The 17626-nt window shown below is 51.7% G+C and carries 18 protein-coding genes; all 18 read right to left on the bottom strand.

Annotation, left to right across the window (positions count from 1 at the left end; translation table 11 throughout):
* Positions 1–9: 9 nt before the first annotated feature.
* Positions 10–729 (bottom strand): LPS export ABC transporter ATP-binding protein, encoded by a 720-nt coding sequence (gene lptB / locus B4H10_RS01625; RefSeq protein WP_059076782.1) that lies wholly within the window; start codon positions 727–729, stop codon positions 10–12.
* Between the two features lie 8 nt (positions 730–737).
* Positions 738–1472 carry an LptA/OstA family protein gene (locus B4H10_RS01620; protein ID WP_059076781.1) on the bottom strand — a complete coding sequence of 245 codons (735 nt, stop codon included), beginning with the start codon at positions 1470–1472 and terminating at the stop codon, positions 738–740.
* A 3-nt stretch (positions 1473–1475) separates the two neighbouring features.
* A complete protein-coding gene (lptC, locus tag B4H10_RS01615) occupies positions 1476–2036 on the bottom strand; it encodes an LPS export ABC transporter periplasmic protein LptC (RefSeq protein WP_234995341.1) in 561 nt (186 codons plus the stop codon).
* Positions 2005–2946 (bottom strand): lysophospholipid acyltransferase family protein, encoded by a 942-nt coding sequence (locus B4H10_RS01610; RefSeq protein ID WP_072235730.1) that lies wholly within the window; start codon positions 2944–2946, stop codon positions 2005–2007. Before B4H10_RS01610 ends, lptC begins: the two co-directional genes overlap by 32 nt.
* Before the next feature lie 19 nt (positions 2947–2965).
* Positions 2966–3499, bottom strand: coding sequence for a KdsC family phosphatase (locus B4H10_RS01605; protein ID WP_059076780.1), 534 nt, complete (start codon positions 3497–3499; stop codon positions 2966–2968).
* Positions 3499–4470 carry a KpsF/GutQ family sugar-phosphate isomerase gene (locus tag B4H10_RS01600; RefSeq protein WP_059076779.1) on the bottom strand — a complete coding sequence of 324 codons (972 nt, stop codon included), beginning with the start codon at positions 4468–4470 and terminating at the stop codon, positions 3499–3501. The genes B4H10_RS01605 and B4H10_RS01600 overlap by 1 nt, the downstream gene beginning before the upstream one ends.
* Before the next feature lie 17 nt (positions 4471–4487).
* On the bottom strand, positions 4488–5327 hold the full coding sequence (gene kdsA, locus B4H10_RS01595) for a 3-deoxy-8-phosphooctulonate synthase (RefSeq protein ID WP_292018046.1): 840 nt from the start codon (positions 5325–5327) through the stop codon (positions 4488–4490).
* Entirely contained in the window at positions 5324–6064 is a 741-nt protein-coding gene (gene kdsB, locus B4H10_RS01590; RefSeq protein ID WP_059076777.1) for a 3-deoxy-manno-octulosonate cytidylyltransferase, read from the bottom strand. The genes kdsA and kdsB overlap by 4 nt, the downstream gene beginning before the upstream one ends.
* Entirely contained in the window at positions 6061–7206 is a 1146-nt protein-coding gene (lpxK, locus tag B4H10_RS01585; protein ID WP_292018045.1) for a tetraacyldisaccharide 4'-kinase, read from the bottom strand. The genes kdsB and lpxK overlap by 4 nt, the downstream gene beginning before the upstream one ends.
* 4 nt (positions 7207–7210) lie before the next feature.
* Entirely contained in the window at positions 7211–8524 is a 1314-nt protein-coding gene (locus tag B4H10_RS01580) for a 3-deoxy-D-manno-octulosonic acid transferase (RefSeq protein ID WP_059076808.1), read from the bottom strand.
* A 32-nt stretch (positions 8525–8556) separates the two neighbouring features.
* The gene (msbA, locus tag B4H10_RS01575) at positions 8557–10308 is read right to left on the bottom strand and encodes a lipid A export permease/ATP-binding protein MsbA (protein ID WP_059076775.1); all 1752 of its coding nucleotides are present in this window, start codon (positions 10306–10308) and stop codon (positions 8557–8559) included.
* On the bottom strand, positions 10305–11447 hold the full coding sequence (gene lpxB / locus B4H10_RS01570; RefSeq protein ID WP_059076774.1) for a lipid-A-disaccharide synthase: 1143 nt from the start codon (positions 11445–11447) through the stop codon (positions 10305–10307). The genes msbA and lpxB overlap by 4 nt, the downstream gene beginning before the upstream one ends.
* Before the next feature lie 11 nt (positions 11448–11458).
* Complete coding sequence (locus tag B4H10_RS01565; protein ID WP_113855461.1) at positions 11459–12274, bottom strand: LpxI family protein; 816 nt, start codon at positions 12272–12274, stop codon at positions 11459–11461.
* A gap of 137 nt (positions 12275–12411) precedes the next feature.
* Positions 12412–13224 carry an acyl-ACP--UDP-N-acetylglucosamine O-acyltransferase gene (lpxA, locus tag B4H10_RS01560; RefSeq protein ID WP_059076772.1) on the bottom strand — a complete coding sequence of 271 codons (813 nt, stop codon included), beginning with the start codon at positions 13222–13224 and terminating at the stop codon, positions 12412–12414.
* A gap of 175 nt (positions 13225–13399) precedes the next feature.
* Complete coding sequence (fabZ, locus tag B4H10_RS01555) at positions 13400–13858, bottom strand: 3-hydroxyacyl-ACP dehydratase FabZ (protein ID WP_059076771.1); 459 nt, start codon at positions 13856–13858, stop codon at positions 13400–13402.
* 15 nt (positions 13859–13873) lie between these two features.
* On the bottom strand, positions 13874–14707 hold the full coding sequence (gene lpxC / locus B4H10_RS01550) for a UDP-3-O-acyl-N-acetylglucosamine deacetylase (RefSeq protein WP_292017623.1): 834 nt from the start codon (positions 14705–14707) through the stop codon (positions 13874–13876).
* A 188-nt stretch (positions 14708–14895) separates the two neighbouring features.
* Positions 14896–16329 carry an argininosuccinate lyase gene (gene argH, locus B4H10_RS01545; protein ID WP_059076769.1) on the bottom strand — a complete coding sequence of 478 codons (1434 nt, stop codon included), beginning with the start codon at positions 16327–16329 and terminating at the stop codon, positions 14896–14898.
* A gap of 14 nt (positions 16330–16343) precedes the next feature.
* On the bottom strand, positions 16344–17576 hold the full coding sequence (locus B4H10_RS01540) for an argininosuccinate synthase (protein WP_059076768.1): 1233 nt from the start codon (positions 17574–17576) through the stop codon (positions 16344–16346).
* Between the last annotated feature and the right edge of the window lie 50 nt (positions 17577–17626).

The raw sequence follows: 17626 nt of genomic DNA, 5'->3' as shown, positions 1-17626 counted from the left end.
TTCCCCCTGTTACATGGTAAATTCTTCGCCTAAGTAGAATTTCTTGGCTACGGGATCGTTGGCAATCATCTGTGGACTTCCTTCCAGGAGGATCTGCCCCTCGTTGAGGATATACGCCTTATCGACGATGCTCAGCGTTTCCCGGACGTTATGGTCCGTAATGAGAACGCCAATTCCCCGGTCCTTCAGATGACTGATGATATCCTGGATATCATTGACAGCCAACGGGTCGATGCCGGCAAAGGGTTCGTCGAGGAGGATAAAGGCCGGATCCATGACCAGACAGCGGGCGATTTCCACACGCCGCCGTTCGCCGCCGGACAACTGTATGCCCAGGCGGTTGCGCAGCTTGGTAATGGTAAATTCTTCCATGAGCGCTTCGGCCTTTTCCTTCTGCTCTTTCCGCGACAAAGTCGTCGTTTCCAGCATGGCCAGCAGATTATCTTCTACGGTCAGCTTGCGGAAAATCGATGCTTCCTGAGGCAGATAGCCGATGCCATAGGCAGCCCGCTTATGGATAGGCAGCCCGGTGATATCGTGGTCATCGATGTAAATCGACCCGTCACTGGGATGCTCGATGCCGACTATCATATAAAATGTCGTCGTCTTGCCTGCCCCATTCGGTCCCAGAAGGCCGACAATCTGCCCCTGGTCTACATGAATGCTGACTCTGTTGACGACATTGCGTTCTTTATACGTTTTGATTAAATCATTGGTCTGGATGTACATCGTTTCCCCTATTCTTCACTGCCCGGTATGAATACAACGGTAGAACGGCCATTAGATTCTACAGAATTATCTGCCAGGTGCACTTCTACGTCATTACCGCTGAGCTGGTTACCCTTCTGGGTAGCATATACATTTCCGGTCATGTGGATGACGCCATTATTCTGTCCCGGCGTCTGTGTATACACGGCCTTATCGCCATAGGCAGTCAGTTCTTCCGCCGGCGATTCGATATGGACATTGCCCGTACCGACTGCCCGGATTTCCTTGAACCAGCCTTCGATATGGTCGGCCCACATCTGCGAGCCCTGTGCTTCCAGATATCCATGGCCCGTTACGATGCCATGGTCCTGGTCGAGATAATATTCTACCTGATCGCCATTTACCTTTTTATCGCCATACACGCCTTTGACATTGCCCGTGGCGATGAGGTAATTGCGGTTCGTCGAATGAAGTTTGTCGGCAGTCATGTGCATGTCCGGCTGCTGGGCCGTGACGTTGCCTTCCATATCGGCTTCTGCCGTTTTCAGATTATACGTAGCCACGTTCCCCGTGAGGGTTGCCTGGTCCCGTATGATAACGACATTGCCCGTCGCTTTGGCAATCTGTGTTTTGCCATTGTATTCCAGTTTATCTGCCGTCACCGATACAGAAGGGTTATCCGCGGCAATCGTAACGGCAGCGGGCAGGAGCATGGCGCTGACCATGACAGCTGCCAGGATTTTCATGCATCGTTTCTGTTTCATGCTCTACTCTCCCTTGGTTATCTTCGCATGGCCCTGCACCGTTACCTGATCCAGGGATGCGTTGGTTTCAAACGAATCACCGCTTACCGCCGTTTTATCATGGCGCGTCAGCAGCACTTTGCCGCCTTTGATAAGCCGTGTATCCATATTATAATACACACTGCCCTCAGTCTGCAATGTATCTCCTTTATCGGTCGAAGCTTCAATAGGCTGTTTCAGCTCAATGGTTTTCTTGGCCCGGTCTACGATGCCCAGTTTCGCTGTCACCGTAAGCTCAGTCCCGTCTTTTTCCCAGATTTCGGCTTTTGGGCTGGTAAAATACATTTTCTGTGTCTTGGGATCGACCTGGATTTTCTCTGATGACAGCCGCCATACCAGACGGTCCCCGTCTTTTTCTTCGATTTCCGAACCCTGGAATTCGACCAGGTCATCGCTGCGGGGCGTATCTTCTACCTGCGTCGGCGCCGATTTCATGAACCAGTATAACATGCCGGCAAATAAAATCAAAACGACTGCCACGAGAATGGCTATTTTATTTTGTATCAGTTTCTGCCGTATGTTCACTGTCCTTCACCGCTCCTTCTTTCTGCAGCGCAATGATATCTTCCGGTTCCGTGCTCCAGCGGTGCTGGAACCAGAGCCATTCCGTAGGATGTTCTTTAATGAATTTTTCCGTCAGTACTGCCATTTTTCGCGTCATGCTGGCAATATCTTCTTCCTTGTTCCCCGTATCTTCAAAATGCATGATTTCACCGATTGCCAGATGAGTGCGATGGTTTTCATCATGAATGGTAAAGACAGGGACGATGGGAGAATGAAATTTCTGGGCAAACATGGCCGGCCCTTTCGGCGTGGAACTCATTTTTCCCAGGAATGGCTGGGGCACGCCATGAAAGCCGCCGTCCTGATCGGCCAGGAACCCCAGCAGTTTCTTCCGCTTCAGCGCCCGGGCGGCAATGATCATTTCATTTCCCCCGCGGGCGAAGACTTCCAGGCCCATGCCTTCCCGGTTTTCATTCAGAAGACGCGTAATGGACGAGTTGGCCTGGTTCTTGACGATAGTCGAAGCCGGATAGCCATACATGGCCAGTGCTCCCAGCCATTCCCAGTTGCCGATATGACCGGTAAGGATGATGACGCCTTTATCTTCTTTCATGGCTTCATCGAGGCGTTCCGGATGATCGAGGGTGACGTATTCAGAAATATTGCCGGGATTCAGGTTGGGCGTATAGAGGATTTCCAATGCTGACTGGCCCAGATTGCAAAACAATTCATCTACGATGCGGCGGGCCTCTTCTTCACTGCATTCCAGTCCCCGCACAGCCTGAAAGATGGCTCTGTCATATTGCTTTTTCATAATCCGGCTGACTAAAGGACCCAGCCTGCGTCCTAATGAAATGACTGTCGGGTAGGACAGATGACGGATTCCTCTGCCAATGGCCCGCATTACGTAATACTGCCATTCCGAAAACACGATGCAGACGCTCCTTTCCTTACTGTTTAAATTCGGCAGTGCCGGTCAGAAAATGATTCACTATATCGTCCCAGACGCCCTGGTTTTTTAAAATATACTCTACCAGCTCACGCAGCGCGCCGTATCCGCCCCGGAAGTTGGAAACGAAGGCGGCTGCCTTGCAGGCTTCTTCACAACCGTCACAGGGAGCGGCACCGAAACCGACGTTGCGGATAAGAGAAATGTCATTCAGGTCATCGCCCATGTAGGATACTTCTTCCATGGCAATACCCGTTTCCCTGCACAGCTGGCGCAGGGCCTGAAGTTTATCCCGGGCATCCTGGATAACATAATCGATATGCAGGTCCTTGGCCCGCTGTTCTACCATAGGGGATCTGCGCCCTGTAATCAACGCCGTTTTCAGCCCGGCCATACGGGCCAGGGAAATTCCCATGCCATCGCGGGCAGAAAAGCCTTTCATGGCATCTCCCGCCGGGCTGTAGTAGATAATGCCGTCGGTCAGGACGCCATCGACATCGAGGGCCAGTAGTTTTATCTGTGTCAGGTATTTCATCAGACCACTCCCTGCCGCAGCAAATCGGTCAGATGGATCATCCCGACGGCCTTGTGGTCTTTATCTACTACGGGCAGTACCGTAATAGGCCGGGGCTGATTCTTTTCCATGATGTGCATGGCTTCGGCCGCCAGCTTGTCATTGGTAATGGTGCGCGGACTTTTGGTCATCATAGCATCGACGGGCCATTGCAGGAAATTGGAACCCGTTTCCAGCCCGCGCCGTACGTCGCCATCGGTCACGAGGCCGATAAGGACTCCATCTTCATCGACGACCGATACGGCACCGAGTCCTTTTTCGGTCATCATGAACAGGGCATCCTGGACGGTGCTGTCTTCGCTGATGACCGGATTATCTTCACCTTTATGCATGACGTTTTCTACGGTCAGGAGCAGCTTGCGGCCCAGAGATCCACCGGGATGGAAAATGGCAAACTGGTCTTTCGTAAAATGATGGCACGAAAGGAGGACGACTGCCAGGGCATCGCCCAGGGCCAGGGCCACGGTCGTGCTCGTCGTCGGAGCCAGTCCCAGCGGGCAGGCTTCTTTTTCTACGGAAGCGTCAAGGATGACGTCGGAATTCTTTGCCAGTGTCGAGTTGTGTTCGCCGACGATGGCGATAACCTTTGCACCGATGCGCTTCAGACTGGGCAGCATATTCAGTACTTCCCGCGTTTCACCGCTCTTGGAAATGGCCAGGACCACATCGTCGCCGGTCACCATCCCCAGATCGCCGTGAATGGCTTCACCGGGATGAAGGAAAATAGCCGGCGTACCCGTGCTGGCCATGGTGGCGGAAATCTTCCGGGCAATATGGCCGGATTTCCCCATGCCGGTTACGACGACGCGGCCTTTGGATTCCATAATCAGATTGATGGCATTGACAAAATTCTGGTCCAGTTTGGGAATCAGGTTTTCAATGCCTCTCGCTTCCTGCTGCAATACATCTTTTGCTTCTTGTAATATATCCATGTCTTTCACCTCTGTTATTATTTCATGGCCGTAGACGCGCTTTTATCGGCAACGGCCTTGATAGCCATCATATCGCGCAGCAGCCCTTCTACCTGTGTCAGATAGAGCATGTTAGGACCATCGCAAAGCGCTTCTTCCGGATTGTCATGTACTTCCATGAATACGCCGTCGATGCCGGAACCAGCCGCCGCTCTGGCCAGGTTGCCAATGAACTGGCGCTGGCCGGAAGAATGGGTACCGGCTCCGCCGGGCAGCTGGACGCTGTGGGTAGCATCAAAGACGACAGGATAGCCGAATTCACGCATGATGGGGAAGCTGCGCATATCTACGACGAGATTGTGATAGCCAAGGGATACGCCCCGTTCGGTCAGAATGATGTTTTCATTGCCTTCGTGACTGATTTTTTCTGCCACGTTTTTCATATCCGACGGCGCCATGAACTGCCCTTTTTTGACGTTGATACATTTTCCCGTGCGGGCCGCTGCCTGCAGCAAATCAGTCTGCCGGCAGAGGAAAGCCGGTATCTGCAGGATATCGAGGACTTCTGCCGCCGGTTCTGCCTGGCTGGCATCGTGGATGTCACTGACAACGGGTATCTGTAATTCTTCCTTGACGGCTTTGAGGATTTTCAGCCCTTCTGTAAGGCCCGGGCCGCGGAACGATTTCCAGCTCGAACGGTTAGCTTTATCAAAAGAAGCTTTGAATATATAGGGAAGGCCGAGACGGCTGCAGATGGCTTTCATTTCTCTGCCGATGCGCAGCACCCGTTCCGGGTCCTCTATGACGCAGGGACCGGCCATGACGAATAGTCTGCCGTCGCCGCCAATTTGCCTGTTTCCTACCTGTACTGCTTTCATGATTGGGACTCCTTTGCAAAATATTCACGGATATGTTCCAGATCTTCCGGCGTATCGATGCCGATAAATTCTTGCTCTGTCGTGATAACTTTTATCTTATAGCCATTTTCCAAAACGCGCAACTGTTCCAACGATTCTACTTCTTCTGCCGGTGTCGGTTCCATAGAAGCATACTGCAGCAGGAAATCCCGGCGGTATGCGTAAATGCCGATATGCTTGTACGGCCGTACGGCATCATGGAAGGGATGACGGGGATAAGGAATGAGGGAACGGGAAAAATACATGGCTTCGTTCCGCTTGTTCATGACGACTTTCACCGCGCTGGGATCGTCATACTCGTCTTCTTTGAGCGGCGTCGCCACCGTCGCCATCATGAGAGAATCGTCTTCTTCAAAGGTCTGGCACAGGGCATCGATGACTTCTGGCGTGATGAGTGGTTCATCCCCCTGAACGTTCACGATGACATCGGCGTCGGGGTAATGCCCCACCGCTTCTGCCAGTCGATCCGTACCGTTGGCATGGTCTTCCCGGGTCATGACGGCATGGCCGCCAAAGGTGACGACCGTATCATATACGCGGGGATTATCGACGGCCACTACGACGGAAGATACTTTCCCGGCCTTTGCGGCCTGTTCATATACGCGCTGGATCAGCGGTTTGCCAGCAATATCCGCCAGGGGTTTGCCCGGAAGACGCGTCGAAGCAAACCGTGCGGGAATGATGCAGATAAAGTTCATGTCGTTCCTCCTATATGATTGAGAATACAGGTCTGCAAAGCTTCTTCTCCTTTGCAGATCACTATTTCTATACCCAGTACCCATAGCGGGACTTGTCGTTCCAGTATATCCGATGCCGGCAGTTTGACGGCATCTTTTTCCGTCGTTACCAGTACGGATCCGCATTGGGCGGCCTTTTCTTCCATCATCCGTATATCCGCAGCGGTATAGGGATGGTGGTCATCATAGCGGATACGGTCACCCAGATGGTATCCGCAGGCGCAGACCGTCGCTTCAAAGGAGGCGGGATTTCCCAGGGCCGATACGGCAGTTACTGTCGCCCCCACCGTAAGCTGGCTGCAGCCATGCCGGTCTTTCCGGCCTTCATACCAGTCTTTGAAGGAAATACACCAGGCCGGCTGATGAACCGCTTCGGCTACAGGGGCCGTCTCGTTATATTTCCGCAGGGTCTGGCAGATTTTCTCTTTTTCCTCGCGGCTGCATAAATCTGATTTGGTCAGGATGAAGAACCCGGCCCGCCGGAGATGTTCCATCGGCTCCCGCAGGATTCCTCTGGGAAGGAGATGACCGTTACCAAAAGGATTGGTGCTGTCGATGAGGACGATATCCAGATTCCGGGCCAGCTGCCAGTGCTGAAAGGCGTCGTCGAGGAGCAGCACCTGCGCTCCCAGCATGCGGACTGCCATCTGGCCTGTACGGGCCCGTTCCCTTCCGACCAGGACGGGAACGCCGGGAAGGCTGCGGGCCATGAGCAGGGCCTCATCGCCGCCAGCACGGGCATTTAGCAGGATATGCTCACCGTCGGACATGACCGCCGCTCCTTTTTCAGCCTGAGAGCGGTATCCCCTGTTCAGAAGGGCCGGCTTATATCCCTTCCGGCACAGCCATCTGGCCAGGTAGCACGCCGTAGGTGTCTTTCCAGTCCCGCCGGCAGTGATATTCCCCAGACTGATGACCGGGACTGACAGATGGGCCTGCTTTTCCGGGTGAGATACATAAGCTTGGTACCGGCGCCGTACGCCCCAGCCATAGAGCACCGAAAGACCGGAAAGGATTGCCAGCACAGGGCCGTCTTTCCAGCTATGGGGGGTATCTGCCATGAGATATCCCATATAGGCTGCTATTTTACTGTAGATAGACATGACATCATCTCCAGGCGTGAAGGTCATCCAGTATTTTTTGCAGTTCCGCCAGATTGCGGCGCGTCGCCCCCTGATTTTCCTGTACGATTTCAATACAGTGACGTTTCATATTTTCGGCCATCTGCCGGTCATCGACGATGCGCACACAGGTTCTGATGAATTCTTCTTCATTTTTGACCATGATACAGGCGCCGCGGCTGCTCAGCAGGTCGTAAATTTCCACAAAATTGAACATATTGGGGCCGACGACGATCGGTTTGGCATGAGCTGCCGGTTCAAGTATATTATGTCCTCCTATATGGGCCAGGCTGCCGCCGACGAATACCAGATCGCCCAGGCTGTATACCCGCCCCAGTTCGCCAATGGTATCGAGAATGACGCCTTCATAGGGACCGTCCATCTTCTTTCCTGCTTTCATTTCACTGCGTTTGGCCATGGTGATGCCATATTTCCGTCCTTCTTCCCGCACCAGGTCAGACTGGTAAATGTAGCGGGGGGCGATGATCAGACGGGCCTTCGGATGTTTTTCCCGTATGGCAGAAAAGGCCTTGTAGACGGATCCCGTTTCTCCCTTGTGGGTACTGCCGGCAATCATAATAGGATAATCGCTTTCCGAAAATCCCAGCTCAGCCAGGAATTTCTTCTTTTCTTCCGGCGTCACGATGCCATAAGTCTGATCGTATTTCGTATTGCCTGTCACGATGACCTTATTGGGATCGGCTCCGATGTCGATGATATACTGGGCGTCAATCCGGCTCTGCATACAGAAAATACGGATGGACGACAAAACATGACGGGTAAAAAAGGTAATCAACCGGTACCGGGAAACACTGCGCTGACTGATACGGCCATTCATCATCATGATGGGGATTTTCTTGCGGTTGGCTATGCGCAGAAAATTCGGCCAGATTTCCGTTTCCACGAGAACGATGATTTTGGGGTTGACGATATTAAGGATACGGCCGGTCAGGTAAGGCAGATCCAGGGGAAAATACAGGATGCCGTCTGCCCCGTCTATGATCTGATGCGCCATGCGGAATCCCGTCGCCGTGACGACAGAAACGATGATGACTTCCTGGGGATGTTCTTTCCGCATTTCCCGCACAATCGGGCTGGCTGCCACGATTTCGCCGACCGAAGCCGCATGGACCCAGATGGCGTGCCGGTCTGATATTTTTTTCTTCAGCTCATCTGGCAGAAAACCGATGCTTTGTTTGATGCGCTGATAAAATCCTTCTTCATGTATGAGGCGGTAGATGAGCACAGGAATGAGAGACGCCCAATACATGAGAAGCAGGATATTATACAGCCAGTACATCGATTTGACACGCAGGCGATTTAACATAGTTTTCAACCTTCCGCTTTTTCTTTAAACTGCACGGCATACAAATGAGCGTACAGGCCGCCTCTGGCCAGTAACTCTGCATGCGTTCCTTCTTCAACGATTCGTCCGTGATCGATGACGACGATTTTGTCGGCATCGCGTACGGTGCTCAGGCGATGGGCAATGACGACGGACGTACGGCCCTGCATGAGCCGTTCCAGTGCCGCCTGGACAATTTTTTCTGATTCCGTATCAAGAGCCGATGTCGCTTCATCGAGGATGAGGATGCGCGGATCTTTCAAAATGGCACGGGCAATGGCGATACGCTGGCGCTGGCCACCGGAAAGGGCATTGCCGCGGTCACCGACGATAGTGTCATAGCCATCGGGCAGTCGTGAAATGAATTCGTGGGCATTAGCCGCTTTGGCAGCCCGGACGATTTCATCATCAGTCGCGTCGAGGCGGCCGTACAGGATATTTTCCCGGATGGTAGCGTTGAACAGCATCGTTTCCTGCGGGACCAGGCCAATCTGCTGCCGCAGAGATTGGAAGGTCACATCGCGTACATCCGTACCGTCGATAGTCAGAGAACCACCGGTCACATCGTAAAACCGTGGCAGGAGATTGGCCACCGTCGATTTGCCGGCCCCGCTGGGACCGACGAGGGCAACGATTTCGCCCGGCTGGATTTCCAGATTAAAATCCGTCAGGGCCGGATGATCCGCATCATAGGCAAAGTCCACGTGATGAAAGCAGACATGGCCCTCTACGCGCGGAAGTTCGACAGCATCGTCTTTTTCCTTAACTTCCGGTTCCGTATCGAGGGTTTCAAAGACACGGTCCGCAGCGGCCAGTGATTTCTGGATATCACCGTAAATTTCACTGATACGGCGTACGGGATTTGCCAGGTTGATGGCATAAATCAGGAAGGCGATGAGCGCGCCGGCCGTCATTTCTCCGTTGATGACGCTCATGCCGCCGTACCAGATGATACCGGTCACGGCGATGGCGGCAAAGAACTGGATAAAGGGCGTCAGCATAGCCGTCAGCCGCGTCGTCGCCATGAGAGCCCAGAAATTGCTGTCATTCTGTACGACAAAGCGCTTGATTTCAAACTCTTCCCGGTTAAAAGAGCGGATAATGCGGATGCCGGAAATCGCTTCTTCCAGAAGGGCCGTAATATCGGCCATTTTCCCCTGGACTTTATGCCCGGCCTGGCGCAGCCGCCCGCCAAAGAAACGGATGGTAAAGACAACGAGGGGAACGATAACCAGCGTCAGCAGGGTCAGCTTCCAATACAAGTACAGCATGGAAGCGAGGGAGCCTACGAGGATGACCGCTTCCTGAACAAAGGAAATGAGGTTGCCGGCAATGGCCGTCTGCAGTGCCGTGACGTCGTTGGTCAGATTGCTCATGATATTGCCGGTCTTGCGCTTGTCGAAATACGACAGGGACAGTGTCTGTAAATGGCGGTACAAGGCCTCACGGATATCGTTGACAATTTTCTGTCCGACAAAACTCATGAGGTATCGCTGGCCAAAATAGAAAAAGCCTCTGGCAAAGAACAGTGCCAGGATTCCGATGACGATGAGGTTAAGGGTAAATACATCTTTATTAGCCAGTACCTTATCGATGACGTCCTTGATCAGCCAGGGCACGACGACGTTGCTCAGGCCGGAAAAGGCCATGCAGATGACGGCTACAACCAGTCTTTTTTTATAGGGAAGTACGAAACGTAACAGTCTTTTATAGCTTTGCCAGCTATTATATTGCTTCATGCAGTAGAATTCTCCTTAACGAATTGTAAAATAGTAGCAGCCGTGCGACGGACGGCCCCGGGCTCTCCCATTTCCCTGCGCACAGCCAGCATGGCTTCATGACGCTTCTGCCATGCCTGTTCGTCCGTCAGCAGGTGAATCATGTCCCGGGCTATCGCTTCCGGCGTCACTTCATTCTGCCAGAGTTCCGGCATGATACGGTGTCCCATGATGATATTGGGCAGGCCGATGCTCTTAATGTGTACGAGTACTTTCGACAGCCAGTACGTCAGATTCCCCACACGGTAAATGAGCAGGGTCGGAAGCCCCATGAGAGCCGTCTCCAGCGTAGCCGTTCCCGACGCAGCCACGGCAGCCGTACTGATATGCATCATATCATAGACGCCTTCTGCCGCGATGTGGACAGCCGGCCCGTCCTGGGGAATCAGGCTTTCCAGAAGGCTCCGGTCTATAGTGGAAGCTTCCGGCAGCAGGAACTGCACGTCCGGTATTTGTTCTGCTATGATGGCAGCCGCATCGAGCATGACCGGCAGCAGGCTCCGAACTTCCTGAAGACGGCTGCCCGGCATGAGAAGGATAGTCCGTTTCGACTCATCCAGGCCAAAGATGCGGATGGCTTCTTCCCGCGTCATAGACGGATGCACCGTATCGATCAGCGGGTGACCGGCATAGGCCACATGAGTGCCGATTTGTTCATACAACCGCGCTTCAAAGGGAAACAGTGAAATAGCCAGATCGGTATTTTCGGCTATGACTTTTCCCCGGCTTTTATGCCAGGCCCAAATAGTCGGAAGAATATAATAGATAACACGAATGCCGGCTTCCCGCGCCTTCTTGATGAGGCGCATATTAAATCCGGGATAATCGATACAGACTAGTACATCGGGCTTTTCTTTCCTCATCGTTTCGAGAAGAAAGTCCCGCAGGCGGAAGAAAAAGGGAATCTTGCGGATAATTTCTCCCACGCCGATAAATCCCAGATTTTTAATATCGTATACAATGCGTACGCCGGCTTCTGCCATGCGGGATCCGCCCATGCCCAGCAGTTCCACTTCCGGATCCAGCTCCTTCAGTGCCCGGGCCAGGTTGGCACCGTGCATATCCCCCGATGCTTCACCGGCTGAAAACATAATTTTCATAGAGACTCCTGTCAATACGTCTTATCAACGGCACAAATGCATATGCCCCGCCGGTCTGCCTCCGCCAGGACCTGTTCCTGTTCGACAAACAGCGTACGCCCCGCCTCAATAGCCAGAACGGTACAACCGCTCTCTATCATGCTACGGAGCGTCGTCATCCCCACGGCCGGCACATCGAAGCGCAGGTCCTGATTGGGCTTGGCTACTTTGACGACGACGGCATGGCCCCGGCCCAGCGCACCTCCACGGAGGATGCAGGCATCGGTCCCTTCAATAGCTTCCACGGCCATGACGGCTTTGTGCTTTACGACTACCGTCTGTCCTATATCCATGCCGCCCATGGCTTTGGCCGTGACAAAGCCAAAGCGGATATCATCCGATTCTTCCTCCGTCGGCGGCCGTTTAGATAATACGCCGGCACAGGGCATAAGGGGCTTCAGATACTGCGTCTGATCAACGACTTCAATACCATCTCTGGCCAGTTCATCGACGATAGCCAGCATAATCGTATCGTCTTTCCGGTTGCGCAGGCGTCCCAGTAATTTCAACGCCCGCATGTCAGGCATCTTCAGCCCTTTGAAGAGGATTTCCTTTGTCACTTTCCCTATCATCGTGACTTTATCTACATCATGACTGCGCAGTGTCTTTATGATCTTATTGAGCTTGGCTACATTGATTTCGTAGTAAACATCGGCTTCTTTTGCCAGTTCCGGCGCTACATCAGGCACGACGGCAATGACGACTACGGCATGGCCGCTCTGCTGTGCAGCCCGCATAAACGCCACGGGAAGATTGCCGATTCCGGCCAGTAACCCTACTTTTTCCATGTATATCTCATCCTTATTCTACATAATCAAAACTCATCAGTATATTATACCAAAAAAACACGTATCCTGTCATCACGATGAAGAAACACCATAAAAAAAGGGCGGCAAGGCCGAGCCTTACCTGCCCTCATACATGTTCAATCTTTGGTTCCCCGCATAATACCCCGTTCGGCATTGCGCAGGAAGCGCAGCAGATGTTCCACTTCTTCGCAGCTATCCAGCTCTTGTTCCATCTCGGCAATCGCCTGTCCCAGATTCAGTCCGGAACGATAGAGGATGCGGAAAGCTTTTTTTAATTCACGCCGTACATCATCAGACATGCCAGCCCGGGAAAGGCCGACGCTGTTGAGCCCGATGACGCGGGCAGGCTGGCCATCAGCGATGACAAAAGGCGGAATATCCTGCACGACCTTTGCCAGACCGCCAATCATGCTGTTGCGGCCAACTTTGACGAACTGGTGGACACCAGCAATGCCGCCGATGACAACCCGGTCTTCTACAGTGACATGACCGGCCAGACCGGCACAGTTGCTCATGATGACATGATTTCCTACGACGCAGTTGTGAGCTACATGGGTACATGCCTGGAAAAGGCAGTCACTGCCGATGCGCGTTTCTTCGCCTTCGCCAGTCGCTGTGCTGACCGTTACAAATTCACGGAAAACAGACCGGTCACCGATGATCAGATAACTCTTTTCACCATGATATTTTAAATCCTGTGGTTCCGATCCAATAGAACAGCTCGGGAAGAAGCGGCAGTTTTCGCCTATAGTCGTCCAACCGTCAATGGTAACATGGGCCATGACCTCCGTACCAGCCCCGATTTTTACATGAGGGCCGATGACAGCATAAGGACCTATTTTCACGCCAGGACCGATTTCTGCTTGTGGATCTATAATAGCCGTTGGATGGATCATGCTCTGCGGCATGTTTTCTTTTTCCTCGGTCATTAGAGTCACTCCTTGCTACCCTGTCTGACAGACAGGTGCATAAAAAATTATAGTAATATAACATAAAATCTGTAAAGGCCATACAAAATGTAACCGTAAAAAAAGTATGATTATATCGTGTTATCTCTTCTATCCACTTTTTTTCTGCAAATTCTGCATTAATCCGGCCTATTTCTTATTTTCTCGGTTCCTGTCCCGGCATCAGGGCAAAGAGATATTCCCCTTCTGCGCACAGAATGTCCCCTACGTGGGACTGGGCCTTGACTTTTCCCATACGGCCCTTGATTTTTACGATATCCGCCCGCATGACGATCTGATCGCCGGGACGGACGGGATGGCGGAAACGGAGTTTATCAATCCCTGTAAAGAAAGGAATGAGCCCGCGGTTTTCTTCCGGATACAAGAGGGCTACGCCGCCTACCTGAGCCATGGCTTCTGCCAGAAGTACACCGGGCATGACCGGTTTTCCCGGAAAATGTCCCTGGAAAAACTGTTCGTCAAAGGTTGCATTTTTAATACCAATAGCGTACTTCATCGGTTCGAGTTCAATAATACGGTCAACGAGCAGCATCGGATAGCGGTGTGGTAATATTTCCATGATATCCGTTACTTCTAATGTTTTTTCGATTGCCATCTGTAAATTCCTCCCTTAATTCATTTCTTCACTGATCTGTCGCGCCAGCATATTATTCAATTTATGACTCGATTTGACAGCGATGATATGTCCTTTCAAAGGCCGGCCCAGGAGAGCCATGTCCCCGATGACATCCAGGACTTTGTGCCGGACCAGTTCATCGTCGCTCCGCAACACGGACAAGCACGCTGTATCATCATAAACAATCGTATTTTCCAGAGTACCGCCTTTTCCAAGTCCCAGCTTTTTCAGCATATCCAATTCTCTGGTAAAGGCAATAGTACGGGCAAAAGCTATATCGCGGATATAGTTTTCCTTGGTAATTTCTGTATCGCTGAACTGTACTCCCAGCATCGGATGAGGATTGATAGAAGTAAAGGTAATGCGGAATCCGTCATAGGGAAGAACGGCAATGAATTTATCTTCTTCCTGCACGAGATGCTGCCGGCGCACAGCCAGAACATGCCGCGGTGTATCCAGATTCCGTATACCGGCCTTTTCAATCAGTCTGACAAAGGTCATGCTGCTTCCGTCCGCTACAGGCGGTTCAACAGAATCCATTTCTACAATACAATTATCGACAGCCATGCCCTGCAATGCCGAAAGCAGATGTTCTACCGTAAATACTTTGGCTTCTCCCCGTTCCAGTGTCGTCGCCCTCATGGTATTGGTCACATAGGCTAACTGTGCAGGTACCGATGGCCTATCTGCCAGGTCTGTCCTGACAAATACAATCCCCGTGTCAGCCGGGGCCGGGCGCAATACCATGTGGACTTCATTGGCAGCATGCAGGCCGATACCACTGTATGAAACCGGCTGGGCCAGTGTCGTTTGTACCACATTAGTCATTCCTACGCCCCTCCTTTCTGGATGCAAAATGTTTCTTTTTTATTCATACTTATCTATTATACATTATTTCAGTCATAGTGACTAGTAAAAATTTCACCCGGCCGTCTTTTAAAAAGAATCCCGTTCCTGCCGCAGAAAACGAAAGACTGCCGTTCCCTGTTGAGGACGGCAGTCTTTCGTTGCTGTGTTTATTTGATTAACTCATAGACAGAGGAAACCACAGAATTCCATGATTGGAGCTGTCCTTCTTCTCCTGTTACGACGGCCTTTCCTGAAGCAATCTGACGGGCCACCGATTCCGGTGCCGTTCCGTTGTAGGTACGGCGCTGGGCCACACAGGTTTCGATATCGAGATAATGATGAATATCCTGTTCAAAGAGCGGGCTCATGGCCTGCAGTTCTTCCAGGCTGAGCTGCTGCAGCACCTTGCCGTGTTCAATGCAGTAATGCACGGCTTTGCCGACGACGGCATGGGCTTCGCGGAAGGGCAGTCCCTTCTTAGCCAGGTAATCGGCCATATCGGTTGCATTGGAAAAATCTTTTTCCAGGACATCCCGCATGTGTTTGCCATTGACAGTCATCTTATCGATCATCGCCGCATAGATAGTCAGGGCAAACTTCAGATTATCAATGGCATCAAAAACGCCTTCTTTATCTTCCTGCATATCCTTATCATAGGCCATGGGGATTCCCTTCATCATGGTCAGTACTGCCATGAGATGGCCATAGAATCGGCCCGTTTTGCCGCGGACGAGTTCACAGATATCGGGATTCTTCTTCTGCGGCATGATAGAAGAACCGGTGCAATGGGAATCGTCAAGTTCGATGAACTTGAATTCCGAGCTGGACCAGAGAATGAACTCTTCGGAAAGACGGCTCAGGTGCATCATGAGGACAGCGGCAAATTCCAGGAAAGCAATGATATAATCGCGGTCACTGACAGCATCCATACTGTTATCATACAATTTACCGAAATGGAGTACATCGGCAACATACGGCTGGTCCAGGGGATAGGTCGTCCCTGCCAGTGCCCCCGCCCCGAGAGGCATCCGGTCGGCCATGTTCCAGGCAAACTGCAGATGCTCAAAATCACGGGACAGCATGGAAAAATACGCCATGAGGTGATGACTGAACAAGATCGGCTGAGCCCGCTGCAAATGCGTGTACCCCGGCATGATGACATCGCTATATTTTTCCGCCGCTTTCACGATGGATTGCTGCAGCTGGATGAGCAGCCCTGCCACATCGGCAATTTCCCGGCGCAGGTACAGATGCGTATCGAGCGCTACCTGGTCATTGCGGCTGCGGCCGGTATGCAGGCGCTTGCCTGCTTCGCCGATGGCATCAGTCAGCCGCTTTTCTATATTCATGTGAATATCTTCCAGCTCAATGGAAAATTCGAATTCATCATGCTCAATCTGTTCAAATATCTGTTTCAGTCCGTTTACGATAGCATCTTTATCCGCATCAGAGATAATCCCCTGACGGGCCAGCATCGTCGCATGAGCGATGCTGCCGCAGATATCTTCTGCATACATACGGCAATCAAACTGAATGGATGCATTGAATGCTTCTACATTTTTATCCGTTGCCTTCGTAAACCGGCCACCCCATAACTTCATCAGAAAATCGCTCCTTATTTGTTCTTCTTTTCGTTCTTCTGCATCATCAGAGCACGCATGGTCAGCGGCAGACCAAAGAGGTTGATGAAGCCGCCGGCATCTTTCTGGTCGTATACATCGTCTTCACCGAAGGTGACATATTCTTCACTGTAGAGAGAATAGGGCGACGAAGAACCAGCACTGATGATATTGCCTTTATACAATTTCAATTTTACCGTGCCGCTGCAGGTCTTCTGCGTTTCATCGACGAACGCAGCCAGTGCTTCGCGGAGCGGGGAGAACCACATGCCGTCGTATACGAGTTCAGCGTATTTATTGGCAACGTGTTCTTTGAAGTGATACGTAGCTCTGTCCAGTGTCAGATATTCCAATTCTCTGTGGGCATACATGATGATGGCACCGCCCGGGTTTTCATAAATGCCACGGCTCTTCAGGCCTACGAGACGGTTTTCTACGAGGTCTACGATGCCGATGCCGTTCTTGGCACCGATGGCATTGAGGGTCGTGATCAGTTCGAGAGCATCCATCTTTTTGCCGTTGACGGCTACGGGAATCCCTTTTTCAAAAGTGAGTTCGACGTATTCCGGCGTATCCGGTGCTTTTTCCGGCTGTGTCGTGACCATGTATACCATATCTTTCGGGGCATTGGCCGGATTTTCCAGATCGTCGCCTTCATGGCTCAGATGCCAGATATTCCAGTCCATGCTGTACGGATAGGGATTTTCTTCCGATTTGTAATCGACAGGAACGTTATGTGCTTCTGCATATTTGATTTCGTCTTCCCGCGATTTGAGATCCCAGATTCTCCAGGGAGCAATCAGTTTGATTTCCGGAGCCAGAGCCTTGACGGTCAGTTCAAACCGTACCTGGTCGTTGCCTTTGCCGGTTGCACCATGGGCAATAGCGTCGGCGCCTTCTTTTTTAGCGATTTCGACGAGCTTCTTGGAAATAAGCGGCCGTGCAAAGGAGGTGCCCAGGAGATACTTTCCTTCATATACGGCATCAGCTTTGACGCAGGGCCATACATAGTCTTCCATAAACTCTTTCTTAATATCCATAATATAAGCTTTGGATGCGCCCGATTTGATGGCTTTCTTTTCAATAGCTTCAAAGTCGTCAGGCTGTCCTACATCGGCACAGGCTGCAATAACTTCCGCACCGGGATAATTTTCTTTCAGCCATGGAATAATGCAGGATGTATCCAAACCACCAGAATATGCTAACACGATTTTTTTAATTTCACTCATAATCGGTTCCTCCTCTAAACATCAGCAATTTGTGTCTTTCAACTGTCTAC

The sequence above is a fragment of the Megasphaera sp. UBA4382 genome (assembly GCF_002391155.1).
Classification (GTDB): domain Bacteria; phylum Bacillota; class Negativicutes; order Veillonellales; family Megasphaeraceae; genus Megasphaera; species Megasphaera hexanoica.
This window is presented reverse-complemented; position numbering and strand designations above follow the sequence as displayed.

Coding starts and splice junctions, on each gene's coding strand:
- lptB (WP_059076782.1), bottom strand. CDS start 729: ATGTACATCCAGACCAATGATTTAATCAAAACGTATAAAGAACGCAAT.
- B4H10_RS01620 (WP_059076781.1), bottom strand. CDS start 1,472: ATGAAACAGAAACGATGCATGAAAATCCTGGCAGCTGTCATGGTCAGC.
- B4H10_RS01580 (WP_059076808.1), bottom strand. CDS start 8,524: ATGTACTGGCTGTATAATATCCTGCTTCTCATGTATTGGGCGTCTCTC.
- kdsA (WP_292018046.1), bottom strand. CDS start 5,327: ATGAAAGCAGTACAGGTAGGAAACAGGCAAATTGGCGGCGACGGCAGA.
- lpxB (WP_059076774.1), bottom strand. CDS start 11,447: ATGAAAATTATGTTTTCAGCCGGTGAAGCATCGGGGGATATGCACGGT.
- B4H10_RS01600 (WP_059076779.1), bottom strand. CDS start 4,470: ATGGATATATTACAAGAAGCAAAAGATGTATTGCAGCAGGAAGCGAGA.
- fabZ (WP_059076771.1), bottom strand. CDS start 13,858: ATGGCAATCGAAAAAACATTAGAAGTAACGGATATCATGGAAATATTA.
- B4H10_RS01540 (WP_059076768.1), bottom strand. CDS start 17,576: ATGAGTGAAATTAAAAAAATCGTGTTAGCATATTCTGGTGGTTTGGAT.
- B4H10_RS01605 (WP_059076780.1), bottom strand. CDS start 3,499: ATGAAATACCTGACACAGATAAAACTACTGGCCCTCGATGTCGATGGC.
- msbA (WP_059076775.1), bottom strand. CDS start 10,308: ATGAAGCAATATAATAGCTGGCAAAGCTATAAAAGACTGTTACGTTTC.
- lpxK (WP_292018045.1), bottom strand. CDS start 7,206: ATGTCTATCTACAGTAAAATAGCAGCCTATATGGGATATCTCATGGCA.
- argH (WP_059076769.1), bottom strand. CDS start 16,329: ATGAAGTTATGGGGTGGCCGGTTTACGAAGGCAACGGATAAAAATGTA.
- kdsB (WP_059076777.1), bottom strand. CDS start 6,064: ATGAACTTTATCTGCATCATTCCCGCACGGTTTGCTTCGACGCGTCTT.
- B4H10_RS01565 (WP_113855461.1), bottom strand. CDS start 12,274: ATGGAAAAAGTAGGGTTACTGGCCGGAATCGGCAATCTTCCCGTGGCG.
- lpxC (WP_292017623.1), bottom strand. CDS start 14,707: ATGACTAATGTGGTACAAACGACACTGGCCCAGCCGGTTTCATACAGT.
- lpxA (WP_059076772.1), bottom strand. CDS start 13,224: ATGACCGAGGAAAAAGAAAACATGCCGCAGAGCATGATCCATCCAACG.